This is a genomic window from Bacteroides sp. FSHCM14E1, assembly GCF_019633785.1.
GTDB classification, from domain to species: Bacteria; Bacteroidota; Bacteroidia; order Bacteroidales; family Bacteroidaceae; genus Bacteroides; species Bacteroides hominis.
On sequence record NZ_JADKYL010000018.1, the window covers coordinates 12938 to 30050 of the forward strand.

Annotated in this window: 14 protein-coding genes; 11 read left to right on the plus strand and 3 right to left on the minus strand. The window is 45.7% G+C overall.

What is annotated here, in order from left to right; translation table 11 throughout:
- Positions 1-260 precede the first annotated feature (260 nt).
- From ISX59_RS19725 to lpxA, 4 genes are read left to right on the plus strand one after another with little or no spacing between them, the layout of a single operon-like run.
- On the plus strand, positions 261-1421 hold the full coding sequence (locus tag ISX59_RS19725) for an efflux RND transporter periplasmic adaptor subunit (RefSeq protein WP_005812297.1): 1161 nt from the start codon (positions 261-263) through the stop codon (positions 1419-1421).
- A 21-nt stretch (positions 1422-1442) separates the two neighbouring features.
- Positions 1443-4646 (plus strand): efflux RND transporter permease subunit, encoded by a 3204-nt coding sequence (locus ISX59_RS19730; protein WP_220576209.1) that lies wholly within the window; start codon positions 1443-1445, stop codon positions 4644-4646.
- 16 nt (positions 4647-4662) lie between these two features.
- Positions 4663-6054, plus strand: coding sequence for an efflux transporter outer membrane subunit (locus ISX59_RS19735; RefSeq protein WP_005779564.1), 1392 nt, complete (start codon positions 4663-4665; stop codon positions 6052-6054).
- A 19-nt stretch (positions 6055-6073) separates the two neighbouring features.
- Positions 6074-6844, plus strand: coding sequence for an acyl-ACP--UDP-N-acetylglucosamine O-acyltransferase (gene lpxA, locus ISX59_RS19740; protein ID WP_005779566.1), 771 nt, complete (start codon positions 6074-6076; stop codon positions 6842-6844).
- A 97-nt stretch (positions 6845-6941) separates the two neighbouring features.
- Here the strand turns inward: lpxA and ISX59_RS19745 are convergent, their stop codons facing one another.
- The gene (locus ISX59_RS19745; protein WP_005779568.1) at positions 6942-7583 is read right to left on the minus strand and encodes a carbohydrate-binding family 9-like protein; all 642 of its coding nucleotides are present in this window, start codon (positions 7581-7583) and stop codon (positions 6942-6944) included.
- A gap of 230 nt (positions 7584-7813) precedes the next feature.
- Here ISX59_RS19745 and ISX59_RS19750 point away from each other — a divergent pair, with 230 nt between their 5' ends.
- Both ISX59_RS19750 and ISX59_RS19755 read left to right on the plus strand, forming a co-directional pair.
- Positions 7814-9034, plus strand: coding sequence for a hypothetical protein (locus ISX59_RS19750; RefSeq protein ID WP_005812304.1), 1221 nt, complete (start codon positions 7814-7816; stop codon positions 9032-9034).
- A gap of 6 nt (positions 9035-9040) precedes the next feature.
- Positions 9041-9976 (plus strand): tRNA-dihydrouridine synthase family protein, encoded by a 936-nt coding sequence (locus ISX59_RS19755; protein WP_032541094.1) that lies wholly within the window; start codon positions 9041-9043, stop codon positions 9974-9976.
- Between the two features lie 277 nt (positions 9977-10253).
- Here ISX59_RS19755 and ISX59_RS19760 read toward each other — a convergent pair whose 3' ends face one another.
- Together ISX59_RS19760 and ISX59_RS19765 are read right to left on the minus strand one after the other, a co-directional pair.
- Positions 10254-10814 (minus strand): DUF4348 domain-containing protein, encoded by a 561-nt coding sequence (locus ISX59_RS19760; RefSeq protein ID WP_005812309.1) that lies wholly within the window; start codon positions 10812-10814, stop codon positions 10254-10256.
- Between the two features lie 93 nt (positions 10815-10907).
- Positions 10908-12176, minus strand: a complete 1269-nt coding sequence (locus tag ISX59_RS19765; protein WP_032541095.1) for a DUF2851 family protein — start codon at positions 12174-12176, stop codon at positions 10908-10910.
- A gap of 95 nt (positions 12177-12271) precedes the next feature.
- On the opposite strand from ISX59_RS19765, the gene dapB reads away from it, so the two are divergent.
- The 5 genes from dapB (at position 12272) to ISX59_RS19790 (ending at position 17080) form a co-directional block, all read left to right on the plus strand.
- The gene (gene dapB / locus ISX59_RS19770) at positions 12272-13000 is read left to right on the plus strand and encodes a 4-hydroxy-tetrahydrodipicolinate reductase (protein ID WP_005812312.1); all 729 of its coding nucleotides are present in this window, start codon (positions 12272-12274) and stop codon (positions 12998-13000) included.
- Between the two features lie 4 nt (positions 13001-13004).
- Positions 13005-14489: a S26 family signal peptidase gene (locus tag ISX59_RS19775; RefSeq protein ID WP_220576210.1), complete on the plus strand. Its 1485-nt coding sequence runs from the start codon at positions 13005-13007 to the stop codon at positions 14487-14489.
- 6 nt (positions 14490-14495) lie between these two features.
- Entirely contained in the window at positions 14496-15431 is a 936-nt protein-coding gene (gene lepB, locus ISX59_RS19780) for a signal peptidase I (protein WP_032541096.1), read from the plus strand.
- Positions 15432-15493: 62 nt separating this feature from the next.
- A complete protein-coding gene (locus ISX59_RS19785) occupies positions 15494-16138 on the plus strand; it encodes a WbqC family protein (protein ID WP_032541098.1) in 645 nt (214 codons plus the stop codon).
- Between the two features lie 129 nt (positions 16139-16267).
- On the plus strand, positions 16268-17080 hold the full coding sequence (locus ISX59_RS19790; protein ID WP_005779582.1) for an SDR family oxidoreductase: 813 nt from the start codon (positions 16268-16270) through the stop codon (positions 17078-17080).
- The last annotated feature ends 33 nt before the right edge of the window (positions 17081-17113 follow it).

The window sequence follows — 17113 nt, forward strand, 5'->3', positions numbered from 1 at the left end:
TTCCCGCTCCGCTTATGCAGTCTTTCCAACGAGAATGACAGATACCTTTTGACAGCTTTTTACGCAACACCTATATTAATTAGAGAAAAACATAGTTAAAAAACAGCTATTCAAAGAACATCAAGATGGAAAAAAGAGTACTTTTGCGCAGAAAACTGATTAAGTACATTCGGTTTTCTCTCCCTTATCATTGAAGGGTTAGCACGATAAATCACATTACCACAAAATGGACATCATTATAAATTGAATATAAAGAAGGTATGAAAAGTAAAATTGTTTTATTTGCATTTTGTTTAGCCCTCCTGTCGAGTTGCGGCAAAAAGGGATTTGACCTGAGCGGGGGAACCCCGGAATGCGCAGTGCAGGTGCTGCAACCCACTACAGTAAATCTGAAGAGTTCCTATCCGGCCACTATCAAAGGTAAACAAGACGTAGAAATCCGTCCGCAAGTATCGGGATTCATCACAAAAGTTTGCGTAGACGAAGGTTCTATGGTACGCAAAGGACAGATATTGTTCATCATCGACCCGGTACAATATGAAGCCGCTGTCCGTTCGGCCAAAGCAGCTGTAGCTACTGCAAAAGCCGGAGTGAACACACAAGAAATCACAGTGAACAACAAACGTGAATTGAATAAAAAGAATATCATCAGTGATTACGACCTGGCGATGGCAGAAAACTCTCTGGCATCTGCCAAAGCACAACTGGCTTCCGCACAGGCACAACTGATAAGTGCAGAACAAAATTTAACCTTCACCAATGTAAAAAGCCCTTCAGATGGTATTGTCAACACAATTCCTTATCGTCTGGGAAGCCTTGTCAGCCCTTCTATCCAAACTCCGCTGACCATCGTTTCGGACATTAACGAAATGTATGTCTACTCTTCACTGACTGAAAAAGATCTATTGGCACTGGTACGTAAAGACGGTTCTCAGATTTCAGCTGTAGAGTCTTATCCGGAGGTAGGGCTTGAACTATCGGACGGAACCACCTACGCCGATAAAGGTAAAATGTCCACCATTAGTGGTGTCATCAACCAAAATACCGGAGCAGTAAGTATTCGGGCCACTTTCCCTAACAAAGAACATTTGCTGAGAAGCGGTGGTATGGCCAACCTGATCGTACCCTATCATCTGGAAAATGCAATTGTTATTCCGCAAAAAGCTACAACGGAAATACAAGACAAGAAATTTGCTTTCGTATTGCAGCCGGACAATACTGTAAAGATGACTGAAATAAATGTTTTCAATGTGGATAACGGACACGATTACGTAGTGACTTCCGGCTTGAAAGCTGGTGAAAAAGTGGTCTTGGATAATGCCAGCACCCTGAAAGACGGACAGGCAATCAAACCAGTTACTCCGGAACAGGCTAAAGCCAACTTCCAACAAGCACTTGAAGAGAAAAAACAAGGAAAATAAAATCAGCATAGCAAGTTAAATATGAAACTAGATAGATTTATTAATCGTCCGGTACTATCTACGGTGATCTCCATCGTTATAGTAATCTTGGGTATTCTGGGCTTGATTTCGCTGCCTATTTCCCAATATCCGGATATTGCCCCACCTACGGTAAGCGTTTCGACCACTTATCAGGGTGCTAATGCACAAACGGTATTAAACAGTGTAGTCGCCCCGCTGGAGGAGCAAATCAACGGTGTGGAAAACATGATGTACATGAGTTCCACAGCAACCAATACCGGTGAAGCCCGTATTGACGTATACTTTAAACAAGGCACCGATCCGGATATGGCCGCGGTAAACGTTCAAAACCGCGTAGCCAAAGCACAAGGTCTGCTACCCGCCGAAGTAACCAAAGTAGGCGTCATCACTTCAAAACGACAGACCAGTATGTTGCTGGTATTCTCTTTATATAGTTCCGACGACAAATACGATAACGAATTTCTGGAAAATTATGCCAAGATCAATCTGGTGCCGGAAGTGCAACGCGTACCGGGTGTAGGTGACGCCATGGTGCTTGGTGCAGACTATTCAATGCGTATCTGGCTGAAACCGGATATCATGGCCCAATATCACCTGATGCCTACCGATGTTTCCGCAGCATTGGCCGAACAGAACATTGAGGCTGCTCCGGGAGCATTCGGTGAAGAGGGTAACCAGACTTTTCAATATACTCTGAGATACAAGGGGCGCCTGCAAAGTCAAGAAGAATTTGAGAATATTGTAATCCGTGCTACTGAAGACGGACAGGTACTTCGACTGAAAGACATCGCCAGTGTAGAATTGGGACGTCTGACTTACGGATTTACCAATAAAGTGAACGGGCATCCGGCAGTAACCATCATCGTATTCCAGACAGCCGGTTCGAATGCGACAGCTATTATCAACGACATCCTCGCCTTACTGGATAAGTCAGCTTCTACCTTCCCACCGGGCGTCAAAGTAAATGTATCACAGAATGCCAATGACTTCTTGTTCGCCTCTATTCATGAGGTAGTCAAGACATTGATCGAGGCATTTATTCTTGTATTCATTGTGGTATACATTTTCCTGCAGGATCTACGCTCCACATTGATTCCTGCTATCGCCATCCCGGTTGCATTGATCGGTACGTTCTTTGTCTTATATCTGATTGGGTTCAGTATCAACCTTCTGACACTATGTGCCATGGTACTTGCCATAGCGATTGTGGTCGATGATGCGATCGTCGTCGTGGAAGGCGTCCATGCAAAACTTGACCAAGGCTATAAATCAGCCCGTCTGGCTTCCATCGACGCCATGAATGAATTGGGAGGTGCCATCGTTTCTATCACATTGGTAATGATGTCTGTATTTATTCCGGTAAGTTTCATGTCCGGTACTTCCGGTACATTCTATCGCCAGTTCGGTCTGACAATGGCTATCGCTATTGCACTTTCGGCCTTGAATGCTTTGACATTGAGTCCTGCACTGTGTGCCATCCTACTGAAACCACACGATCCGAACAAAAAAGAAAAAGTGACGCTTGCCAAACGTTTCCATGCTTCATTCAATGCGGCATACGATACGATTTTGAAAAAATATAAGAAAAGGGTACTATTCTTCATCCAGAAACCTTGGCTTACAATCAGTGCGGTAGTAGCCGGCTTTGCCCTGATGATTTTCCTGATGAATATCACCCCGACCGGTTTGGTTCCGAATGAAGATACAGGTACCATCATGGCTGTTGTCGACATGCCCCCGGGTAGTTCTAAAGAACGTACCGAAGCGGTGATGCAACAGGTAGACAGCCTGATAGCTTCAGAGTCGGCAATCGACAGCCGTACGATGATTGTAGGCTATAGCTTCATAGCAGGACAGGGACCCAGCTACGGTTCATTTATTTGTAAACTGAAAAACTGGGATGAGCGATCCATCAAAGAACGTTCAGACTTTGTTTCGGGCATGTTATACCTCAAAGCTCATGAAGTGATTAAAGACGCCCGTGTACTGTTGTTCGCTCCACCGATGATTCCGGGTTATAGTGTGTCCAACGGTTTTGAGATGAACCTACAGGATAAAACGGGAGGTAGCCTTGACAAATTCTATGAGGTGGCTCAGGATTTCATCTCTAAATTGCAGGCCCGTCCCGAAATTCAATCAGCGCAAACATCGTTCAATCCGAACTTCCCGCAATACATGATAGACATCGACGCAGCTGCCTGTAAGAAAGCCGGACTATCACCTAACGATATTCTGACCACTTTGCAAGGCTACTACGGTGGTTTGTATTCTTCAAACTTCAACCGCTTCGGTAAAATGTATCGCGTAATGATTCAAGCGGAACCGAACAGTCGCACCAACCTCGAGTCGCTGAAGTCAATCAAGATACGCAATGGTAACGAAATGGCGCCTATCACTCAGTTTATGAATATTAAGCGCATCTACGGACCGGATAATATCAAGCGATTCAACATGTTTACCGCTATGACCATCAACGGTTCTCCCGCTGACGGCTATAGTTCCGGTCAAGCCATCCAGGCAATGCAGGAAGTAGCCGAACAGACTTTACCTACAGGATATGGCTATGAATTCTCGGGTATGACCCGCGAAGAACAAAGCTCCAGTGGCAGCTCCACAGCTATGATCTTCGTTCTTTGCTTCGTATTCGTTTATTTGTTGCTGAGTGCCCAGTACGAAAGTTATATTTTACCATTGGCTGTATTGCTTTCTATTCCTTTCGGTCTGGCAGGCAGCTTCATCTTTGCCCACCTGATGGGATTGGCCAATAATATCATCCCTATTTTAGGAGCAGCTACCAACAACATTTATATGCAGATTGCATTGATTATGTTGATAGGTTTGTTAGCAAAGAATGCGATCCTGATTGTCGAATTTGCCCTCGACCGTCGTAAGATGGGTATGAGCATCACCTGGGCTGCCGTATTGGGAGCAGGTGCACGTCTCCGTCCTATTCTGATGACCTCTTTAGCAATGGTAGTAGGTTTGATTCCGTTGATGCTTGCCATGGGAGTAGGTGCCAATGGTAACCGTGCTTTGGGTACAGCTGCGGTAGGCGGTATGTTTATCGGTATGATATGCCAGATATTTGTGGTTCCTGCTTTGTTCGTTCTCTTCCAGTATTTACAGGAGAAGGTGAAACCTATCGAATGGGAAGACATCGATAATACAGATGCAGAAACAGAAATTGAACAATACGCTAAATAGGAATAAAGAAAAGAATATGAAGAAACAAATTATAGGTATGTTGTGTGCAACTGCTCTCCTGAGCAGCTGCCACATCTATAAATCATATGACAGACCTAAGGATATAGAAGCTTCCGGGCTTTACCGGGATACAGTATCTGTTGCCGATACTTTGGTATCCGATACTGCCAACTTCGGAAATCTGCCTTGGAGAGAGGTCTTCACAGATCCTCAGTTACAAGCGTTAATCGAACAGGGACTGACTCACAATACTGACCTGCTGACTGCCGCACTGAAAGTGAAAGAGGCACAGGCATCGCTGATGTCAGCCCGCTTGGCTTATGCTCCTTCACTCGGATTGTCACCACAAGGAACCATCAGCAGTTTCGACAAACATGCGGCAACGAAAACTTATTCACTGCCTGCAACTGCCAGTTGGGAGATCGATTTGTTCGGCAAACTGCTGAATGCCAAACGGGGTGCACAAGTAGCATTGTTACAAACGAAAGCATATCGCCAAGCTGTACAGACCCAGATCATCTCGGGAATTGCCAATACATACTACACGCTATTAATGCTCGACCGTCAGCTCGACATCACCGAACAGACCGCCGACATCATGAAACGTAATGTTGAAACGATGCAAGCTATGAAGGATGCCGCCATGTTCAACACGACCTCTGCCGGAGTGGAACAAAGCAAAGCTGCCTATGCACAAGTATTGGCCTCTATCCCAGCCATTCAGCAGAGTATCCGCGAAACCGAAAATGCCATGTCTATGCTGCTGGCACAGGCGCCGCAGACTATTCAACGGGGAGTCCTTGAAGAACAGCAATTGCCGGAAGAGTTTTCAGTAGGTGTTCCTTTGCAGCTACTTTCTAACCGTCCGGATGTAAAAGCAGCCGAAATGGCTCTGGCCAGCACTTATTACAATGCAAACTCAGCCCGTGCCGCCTTCTATCCGCAGATCACAATCAGTGGGTCAGCCGGATGGACCAACAGTGCCGGTAGCGCCATTGTCAACCCGGGTAAACTGCTGGCCTCCGTACTTGGTTCACTTACTCAGCCGCTGTTCTACCGGGGTGCAAACATCGCCCGTCTGAAGATAGCCAAGGCACAACAGGAAGAAGCTAAACTGGCCTTCCAACAGAGTATACTGAATGCAGGAAGTGAAGTAAGCAATGCACTGTACCAGTATCAGAGTGCTTCCGAAAAAACGGCTTCCCGCAAAATGCAAGTGGAATCATCAGAGAAAGCATCTGAATATACAAAAGAATTGTTTAAATTAGGGACGTCTACTTATCTGGAGGTATTGTCGGCCGAACAATCTTTGCTCAGTGCCCGTTTATCTCAGGTAAACGATACTTTCGACCGGATGCAGGCTGTAGTAAGCCTTTATCAGGCATTAGGCGGCGGAAGAGAAGATTAACTTTAAATACAATACAATTATGATTAGTCCATTAGCATCGATAGCCCCCGGGGCAAAAATCGGTAAGAATGTCACCATTCAACCGTTCGCTTACATTGAAGATAATGTCGAAATAGGGGACGACTGCATCATTATGTCTTATGCCAGCATACTGAATGGTACGCAGCTGGGAAAAGGTAACAAAGTGCATCAACACGCCGTACTCGGAGCGGAGCCACAGGATTTCCATTACAAAGGAGAAGAAAGTTCACTGATCATCGGTGATAACAATCATATCCGCGAGAATGTAGTCATCAGCCGGGCCACTTTCGGCGGAAACGCCACAAAGATCGGCAACGGCAACTTCCTGATGGACAAGGTTCATGTCTGTCATGACGTACAAATCGGTGACAATTGCGTAGCCGGTATCGGTACTACAATTGCCGGAGAATGTGCCTTGGACGATTGCGTGATCCTGAGTGGAAACGTCACACTCCATCAATATTGCCATGTAGGACAATGGACGTTGATTCAGAGCGGTTGCCGCATATCAAAAGACGTACCTCCTTATGTTATTATGGCCGGAAATCCGGTAGAATATCACGGAGTAAACGCTGTAGTATTACAACAACATAAAAATACGAGCGAAAGGGTCTTGCGACATATTGCCAATGCTTACCGTTTGATCTATCAGGGCAATTTCAGCCTGCAGGATGCAGTACAAAAAATTGTAGACCAGGTTCCCATGAGCGAAGAGATAGAAAATATCGTTGCATTCGTCAAGGAGTCAAAACGTGGAATCGTAAAATAGGCACAATCATCTGCCGATAAAGAAAAGGTGTAGTCATCCTGGGATGGCTACACCTTTCTTTTATTATTTTCCATGCTTTTACACAGGCAGGTTCATTCTATTCAAACTCCAAGGTACCGAAGAAATCGGGACGATGGAAATCCGGTTTCTCTATTTTAATCGGATTCCATGAAAGGAAATGCGGGGTCTGCAATTCGTCTCCACATTTGTAGAAGTTCGCAGTAATCGTTTTTCCGTCCAGAGAAGTAATATTGTGTTTAAAGAATGCTGTATATGGAATGATCAGCGCCACTTCCCAGTTACACTCTTCAATGCGTTCATTGAACGGCTGGCGTCCCAGGCTGGCCCAACGCTTTACCTGATCCATCACTTCCTGAGAGGCACGCTCCCGGTCGTTACGTTCTGCTCCGGCACCTATAAGAATCGTCCCGATACAGTTGCATTCGATGTTATAATAAATACCGTCACCGGCAGGCACAGAAAAGAACTCCACGCAAGAGTCCGTCCACACAGACCCGTTGTCCTCTCCGTACTTAGCCCTCACACTGGCCTCTTTCACATTAAAGTGCAACAAAACAGCATCATCGCTATGGGCTATACGGAACTCCACTTTCGGACGATAAGGATAAGCTTCCCAATTCACATTATCAATAGTCTGGAAACCGATCTTTTCTTTATCCAGTAATTCGGGAAGTGCATCGACCTCCACATTAGCAATACTGATCTTTTTTACTTTCATGGTCTATTCTATTTTTATCTTGCAAAAATATATACTTTATTCCAGTATTTCATTCTCCATCCGGTGCTATTTTACAACCTTTTCCGAAAACGTTTACTTTCGGGTATCCTTTTTCATGGTCAGTCAGATGATTTCCTTACCTTTGCAGCGTGAAACAACCATCTTACATTGATTTAAGATAATAACTTCAACGGGTAAATCCCCATTGTATCTAACAAATAACACAAAAAATGAAGAAGCATCTAATTTTATCTGCCTGCCTGATGATGGCAGTAAGCAGTTTTGCTCAAAAGAAAGACTTTAGTTATAAGTTTTACGGACAGATTCGCACAGACCTTTATTACAACAGCCGTGCTAACGAAGAGACAGTAGACGGATTGTTTTACATGTATCCCAAAGACGAAGTACTCGATGAAAACGGCAAGGACCTGAACGCAACTGCCAACGGTAGCTTTTATACCTTATATACCCGCCTGGGAATAGACGTAGCCGGCCCTAAATTGGGACGTGCCATGACTTCTGCCAAAGTAGAAGTGGACTTCCGCGGCTCAGGAACTTCCTACTCCACCATCCGCTTACGCCATGCCTACCTGAACCTGGATTGGGGACGTTCAGCTCTCTTACTCGGCCAAACCTGGCATCCGCTGTTCGGTGACGTATCACCACAAATACTGAATCTTTCGGTGGGTGCACCTTTCCAGCCATTCAGCCGTGCCCCTCAAATTCGCTATCGCTATACACATAAGGGATTCCAACTGACAGGAGCCGCAATCTGGCAATCGCAGTATTTATCGCAAGGCATTGCGGGCAAGAGCCAGGCTTATATAAAGAACAGCTGTGTCCCCGAATTCTATCTGGGACTCGATTATAAAGCCAACGGATGGATAGCCGGAGCAGGCATAGAACTTCTCTCTCTGAAACCCCGTACAGAGTCTAAAATAGATGATAAAGTTTATAAAGTGAACGAACGCATCACCACTTTATCTTATGAAGGACATGTAAAATACAGCAATAAAGACTGGTTTGTAGGGGCCAAAACCGTATTGGGCTCTAATCTGACACAAACTTCGATGCTCGGTGGATTCGGAATCAAATCGATCGATAAGCAGACCGGAGAACAGAAATATACACCGATCCGGGTATCCAGTTCATGGCTGAACGTTGTATACGGACAGAAATGGAAACCGGGCATCTTCCTGGGATATGTCAAGAATCTGGGGACAAGTGATGCTTTAGCATCCGGTCAACTGTACGGAACAGGAACCAATGTAGACCAGGTAGTAACTGCCGGAGCCGAACTGACATACAACGTCAATCACTGGAAGTTTGGAGTGGAATATACCTATACTTCCGCTGCTTACGGTTCACTGAATCTTAAAAACGGCAAAATCATCGATACACATTCCATCGGTAACAACCGTATCGTAGGTGTAGCCATGTTTATGTTTTAAAAACAGATGAATAATACATTACCTATCCACTTCGCTCCGCTTCAGGGATATACCGAGGCAGCCTATCGTAATGCCCATGCCGCCGTTTTCGGCGGCATAGATGTCTATCATACTCCTTTTGTACGAGTAGACCGGGGAGAGTTCCGCCACAAAGACGTTCGAGACATTCTACCCGAAAACAACCGGGTGGCCCGCCTTATCCCGCAACTCATAGCCTCCGAAGCGGATAAAACAGAGCGTATGATCGCCCTCTTCATCGAACAGGGCTATCGGGAGATAGACATCAATCTCGGCTGTCCTTTCCCGATGTTGGCAAAACGGCAATGCGGGTCCGGCATGCTGCCTTATCCCGACAAGGTGGAGGCATTGCTAAAACAAACGGAACAATTTCCCGACATACGCTTTTCGGTAAAGATGCGTCTGGGATGGGAAAAACCGGATGAATGCCTGTCACTGATACCGTTGCTTAACGCTGCTCCCCTGACCGAAATCACCCTCCATCCCCGGTTGGGCATCCAGCAATACAAAGGTGAGGTAGACATGGAGGGATTTACCTCTTTCTACGAAGCATGCAGACATCCCGTAGTCTATAATGGAGATATCCTGACCGTAACAGACATCCACCGCATTACCGACAAGTTCCCAAGCCTTGCCGGAGTGATGATCGGACGCGGATTACTGACAAACCCTGCATTAGGCTGGGAGTACAAAGAAGGCAGAAAGCTTTCTCCCGAAGAGTGGCATGAAAAGCTTAAGGCACTGCACACAGCCGTTTTCCTTCATTATGAAGAGCAGATACAAGGTGGCGAAGCGCAACTGGTAACCAAGATGAAAACATTCTGGGAGTATCTGGCTCCACAGATCGACCGGAAAAGTTGGAAAGCTATCCATAAAAGCACTACGCTCACCAAATACAACATTGCCGTCCGTTCGGCATTCTGACAGAAAGTTCATCCGGACAATGCGTAGTTTGGCATCCGTTTCATTACCACTGATAGTCAGCAAATTATATTTACCTGTATTTTCCTTTCGATGTAAAAGCATTTACCCCGACATGTAAAGGCTTTTACGTCGGCATGTAAAGCCATTTACTCCGGTACGTAAAATCTTGACCAGTACACGGCGATGTTAGTCGACTTGCATATCTTGGAGCAGTAACCTATCTTTTCTTTAAAAGAGAGGGAGTCCCTGAGTGATCCTCCCCCTGATACCAGATTCTCTATGGATGCAATTCTTTAAAAGTCTGATTCTCTTCTTTCACCTGCTTCACAGTTTCATTCAGATCGTCAATCGGCAGATCGTATCCATACCACCCGGTATAGCAATCGGTTACATACCATTTACCGTCAATCAAGTCGAATATCACACGTAAGTCAACTTCCGACTCCTCATACCCAGCTTCAAACTCTTTATGGGTAGGTTCGTTCACCGTAAATTTAGAAACATAGATTCCTCCTTCCTCCTGGGTAATGCGTTCCTCTTTTAGAGTCTCGCCATCCAGCAACGGCCATTTCTCTTGTGTAAAGGGGAAGGTTTTCTCGCTATTTCCATCGTCCGTCATCAGAGTGATGGGAGTTTTTAACGGAAACTTCACACGGGTATACTGGAAAGAAGCACTTGAGGTGAACTTCTTCAGAAACGTCTGGAAAGGTTCATCAGCCGTTTCCGCAGTAGCGGCACTCTCTGCCTTCGCTTTCGAAGTATTTCCACAGGAAATAAAGCAAATGCCTCCCATCAGGGTAAGCATAAACAGACAAAGCACAAATCTTTTCACTTTCATAATGAATGGGTTATTAAGACGGGGAATCCCACCCCGCATTTTCAGCGGGCAAAGATAATATATCTTCCTAATATCCAATCGGGAAGGACAGAATTATTTATGTTTCAGGTATTCATATCCGAAGCGGCAATAAAGACATTTCTTCTTGTCGCAATATTCCTTCTGTAACTGTAACAACGCCTGACTGTCCGCTGCTGTCCGGACAGGAATTCCGGCTTCGCTCCACATGCGGGTGACGTAGTTGTTTTCAGCTTTCAACTCTTCAAGCAATGAAGCTGCGCGTTCACACAACCTTTCGTCTGCCTTATGCAAACCGTAAGCATACAGAAAAGGTATGACCGTATTGATAATGATCAGTTCCCTTGCACCGGAACCGATGCTTTTCTCCTTCCGGGGAGAGGTCCTGCCAAACATGAAGTGCTCCTCCCAATAAGCAGAAGTATGACCGGAGAAGATCGACTTTAACTCTTTCAGGGTTTGCGCTTCCATGACACGTGAAAACAGGGAACGCTCTTTGTAATATAGGGAAGCCAGTTGTGCCAGCCTCACATGTGGAAAATTGCCGGGACGAAGACGGAGAAAACGCCACAAAGAAGCATTCATCACCGGCGGAAGTTCAAACTTATGTTGCAGATAACGGAATTCCTTCTGCATCCAACTGAAATAATCGTCAACAGGTTCTCCCTCCAGCAAACCGGCCTGTCCAAAGAAGAAAGCCTCCACTTGTGTCAGGTCGTCACGATGCTTATCGATGGAGCGGAACGGAAGCAGATTCGCCCAGGCTTCAAAAGCATCTCCATTCAGTCCGAAACCAAAATTACGTGCCAGCGTGATGAAAAAGGCGTCCTCCCAATGTTGGTTGCAGCGCTGAAGCCGCCGGGATATGGTCTGGTTCTTCTGATCGAAACGCTCGGTCTGTAAAGCTGTCAGCCAGGAATGAACCGTTAGTTTGGAAAGAGTTTCCAAGATCGAATAGCAAGGTGGATGTACGTCTGCCCGGCAAAGCTCGTCATAATGTTCCTTCACCCGGCGGGGACAAGCCAACCGGAGTTGCGGGACAGGTTCACCATTGGTGCGGTATATCTCACAATCTATTTCCGTGGCAATGTGTAAAATCACTGAGTCATAGGCTATATCATGATCATGCCCGTGACGGAACCAATCGGAAGAGACTGCATGTATTTCGACATTACCTACCCAAAGCGTACCGTCAATCTTTAGTTTGGCATTAAAAAAATCGGGGCCTGCATTAGGATTCGGCAGTCCCGTATCAATCACTTCAACAGGCAGCCCGGTGGTTGTTTGCAGTTCATGAAGAGGAAAGATTTTGTGTTTCCACACATAGTGTAGGAGGTGTTCCATTGTTAACAAGACGTTAATGTGCTCGACAAATGTAATAAAAATCCTATCTTTGCGACTAATATTTTGGATATAAAGTCTATAAAGTCAGTAAAACAATGAAAATAGCATTAATAGGTTACGGAAAAATGGGCAGGGAAATCGAAAAAGTAGCCCTCAGTCGCGGACACGAAATTGTCAGCATTATCGACATCAATAATCAGGATGATTTCGAATCCGAAGCGTTTAAATCGGCAGATGTGGCTATTGAGTTCACTAATCCCATGGTAGCCTACAGCAATTATATGAGAGCTTTCAAAGCAGGTGTAAAGTTAGTTTCGGGCAGTACCGGATGGATGGCAGAGCACGGCGATGAAGTAAAGGAACTATGCAGCAAAGGTGGAAAAACCCTGTTCTGGTCATCCAATTTCAGCCTGGGCGTAGCCATCTTCTCGGCAGTCAATAAGTATCTGGCTAAAATAATGAACCAGTTCCCAGCATATGACGTGACCATGAGTGAAACCCACCACGTGCACAAGCTCGATGCACCAAGCGGAACGGCCATCACGCTGGCAGAAGGTATTCTTGAAAACATGGAACGTAAAAACGTTTGGGTAAAAGAGGAAGCACACTCAGCGAACGAGTTGCCGATTCACTCCATCCGTGAAGGCGAAGTATTCGGTATCCACACCATCCGTTACGATTCGGAGGCGGACAGTATCTCCATCACCCACGATGCCAAAAACCGGGGAGGTTTTGCTTTGGGTGCGGTACTTGCCGCAGAATACACAGCAACCCATGAAGGCTATCTGGGTATGAGCGATTTATTCCCATTCTTAAAAGACTAACATCATGAGAAAAGCAACACGTACTCAATGGATAAAGTGTTCCATTGCCATTCTTCTTTATCTGATCTTTCTGATCTGGGTGAAAAGCTGGTGGGGACTGATTGTGGTTCCTTTTATTTTCGATGTTTACATTACCAAGAAAATCCCCTGGTCATTCTGGAAGAAGTCAAAGAACCCGACTGTCCGAAGCGTAATGAGTTGGGTAGATGCCATCGTTTTCGCTTTGGTGGCAGTATATTTCGTGAACATCTATATCTTTCAGAATTATCAGATCCCATCCTCCTCACTGGAAAAATCATTGCTGGTGGGAGACTTCCTGTATGTAAGCAAGATGAGCTATGGTCCCCGTGTACCGAATACTCCGCTATCGATGCCATTGGCACAGCATACACTGCCGATACTGAACACCAAGTCGTACATTGAGTGGCCTCAGTGGAAATACAAACGTGTGCCCGGGTTCGGTAAAGTAAAACTGAACGATATTGTAGTGTTTAACTTCCCTGCAGGAGACACTGTTGCGCTGAACTTTCCGGATGCCGACTTTTATACACTGGCATACAACATCGGGAAGCAGATTTATCCGAATCCGATCAATATGGACAGTCTGACCCGGGAACAACAGAAAACAGTATACGATTTATATTACAATGCCGGACGAAAAGAAATAATGTCCAATCCCCAACGGTATGGCAAAGTTGTCACCCGTCCGGTGGACCGCCGGGAGAATTACGTAAAACGTTGTGTAGGGCTGCCGGGCGATACACTCCAAATTATCAACGGTCAGGTGATGATTGACGGGAAGGCAATAGAAAACCCTGAGAACCTGCAATTCAACTACTTTGTGCAAACTACGGGTCCGTATATCACAGAAGAGATGTTCCGCGAACTGGGGATCAGTAAAGCCGACCAGGGATTAACTCCCGAAGGAGCAGGTTATGAAGAAGGGTTGATTGAGTTAGGAATGGATGGACGAAACGCCCAAGGCAGGCTGAATCCTGTATATCACCTTCCGCTCACAAAAAAAATGTATGATACTCTGTCCGCCAACAAAAAGTTGATCAGCAAAATCGTGATAGAGCCGGAAGATTATGCCGGAGACATGTATCCTCTGAATTTATATACTCACTGGAACCGCAGCAATTACGGCCCTATCTGGATTCCGGCAAAGGGAGCCACTATCACGCTGACTCCGGATAATCTGCCTATCTACGAACGTTGCATCACTGCCTACGAAGGCAATAAACTGGAACAGAAAGAAGACGGAATCTACATTAACGGTGTGAAGACAGACCAGTATACTTTCCAGTTGGATTATTACTGGATGATGGGTGATAACCGGCATAATTCGGCTGATTCCCGTTATTGGGGATTCGTACCCGAAGACCACGTAGTAGGTAAACCGATCGTCGTATGGCTGTCATTGGATAAAGACCGTGGCTGGTTTGACGGTAAAATCCGCTGGAACCGCATCTTTAAGTGGGTAGACTAAGTAGTAATGAGAAAGGGATTTAAATGGATTATAGCATTTGCCGGAGCAATAGTTATCGTATTATTGCTCCGCGGCTTTGCTTTTACCTCATGCCTGATACCTTCATCGGGCATGGAGAACTCCCTTTTCCAAGGCGAACGTATTCTGGTCAATAAGTGGAGCTACGGACTTCGGGCACCTTATATGTCACTGTTCTCCTACCACCGCTGGAATCCAAGGCGCATTGATAAAGACGACATCGTCGTATTCAATAATCCCGCGGCTATCAAAGAACCGGTCATCGACCGGAGAGAAATCTATATCAGCCGGTGTATCGGTGTACCGGGAGATACTTTGCTTATCGATTCACTATTCAATGTAGTAGACCGCAACACACAACTCGGACCGGACCGGAAACAACTCTACACTTATCCACAGACCAAGGAACAGCAGTTAGACTCACTACTTTCCATTCTTTCCATCGGCTCCAATGAACTGATGGGGCAGCATGAAGGCAAGAATGTACGAAGCTTCAGCCGTTACGAATATTATCTGCTTGAACAGGCGATGAACGGAAAAAGCTGGATACAACCTCTGAGCCAAAGCCGGCAGGAAGAAACTAAACCGCTCATCATCCCTGGCAAGGGAAAGGCCGTCAGAGTTTATCCGTGGAACAGGACCCTGTTGCGGAATACGCTGGTGTTGCATGAAGGCAAACAAGCGGAAATCCGGAACGATACGCTCTACATTGAAGGTCACCCTTCACAGCATTGCTATTTTACCAAAGATTATTACTGGATGGCTTCCAATAACTCGGTAAATCTCTCCGATTCCCGCTTGTTCGGCTTTGTGCCGCAAGATCATGTCATTGGGAAAGCTTCGCGAATCTGGTTCTCAAAGAAAGACCATACGGGAATCTTCAACGGATACCGCTGGAACCGATTCTTCCAACCGGTGAAGTAGTCAGTCCCACAAACCACAAATTATATATCAGCAACCAAGTAATCACAAAGTATCAACTACCCATGAAAGTCGCTTATCTCTCTTCTGCCTATCTGGCACCCGTAGAATATTATAGTAAACTGTTGAATTACGATAAAATATTCATCGAGCAGCACGATCATTACATGAAACAGACCTACCGGAACCGCTGTACTATTGCAGGTCCGGAGGGAGAACTGGCACTTTCTGTTCCTACCGTAAAACCGGAAAACCCGAAATGTCCGATGAAGGATATCCGGATTTCCGACCATGGCAACTGGAGGCATCTGCACTGGAATGCAATGGAATCGGCCTATAACAGCACCCCTTTTTTTGAATATTATAAAGACGATTTTCGCCCTTTCTATGAAAAGAAATATGAATTCCTCACAGATTTCAATGAAGAATTGTGCCGGCTTGTATGCAAGCTGATAGATATACAACCTGATACGGAACGAACCACCGAATATAAAGCGGACTTCGCCCCGAACGAAATAGACTTCCGGGAAGCCATCCATCCCAAAAAGAATTTCCGCCAAGCCGATCCGGAATTTATTCCCCAACCTTACTATCAGGTTTTCGAAACCCGCCACGGATTCCTGCCCAACCTGAGTATCATCGACCTCTTATTCAATATGGGACCGGAAAGTTTGTTAATACTGCAACAAACAATAGCCAATCCCCGATAAAAGGAGTTGACCAAAAATTAATTTCCTTCCTTTTTTGAACCGTTCCATCAACTTTATAACTATATTTGCATGCTGCGTGTACGATAACGGAGCTATAGAAGAAGAAGTTTAAACTTAAAATATAATAGTATGGCAAACTTATTTAGTGTAAAGGATAAGGTAGTGGTCATTACCGGTGGAACAGGAGTATTGGGAAAAACAATTGCAGTCCATCTGGCAGAAGAAGGTGCCAAGGTCGTTATCCTCGGACGTAAAGCCGAAGTGGGCAACGAGATAGTAAAAACAATATGCGCCAAAGGGGGCGAAGCTCTGTTCCTGGCAACCAATGTACTCGACCGGAACATCCTTGAACAGAACCTGGCAGATATATTGAAAGCTTATGGGCGGGTAGACGCATTGCTCAATGCGGCAGGCGGCAATATGCCGGGAGCTACGATTGCACCGGCAAGTGACATCTTCGATCTGAAAATAGATGAATTTCAGAAGGTAGTGGATCTTAATCTGACCGGTACCGTATTGCCGACACAAGTATTTCTAAAACCGATGACAGAGCAGAAAAGCGGAGCTATTGTCAATTTCTCCTCAATGGCAGCTTTCCGGCCTTTGACACGTGTGGCCGGTTATTCGGCTTCCAAAGCAGGCATTTCCAACTTTACCGCATTTATGGCCACAGAAATAGCCAAAAAGTTTGGTGAAGGAATCCGTATAAATGCCATTGCCCCCGGTTTCTTCCTGACAGAGCAGAACCGCACTTTACTAACCAATCCGGACGGAACATATACTCAACGAGGACAGGATGTCATCCGCCAAACCCCATTCGGACGTATGGGACGCGCTGAAGAGTTATGCGGCACAATACAATACCTGATCAGCGACGCAGCAAGCTTCGTAACGGGCACTGTGGCCATAGTGGACGGCGGATTCAATGCTTTTGCAATGTAAAGAGACCTCTCCCATGCATCTTCCCTCCCCAGA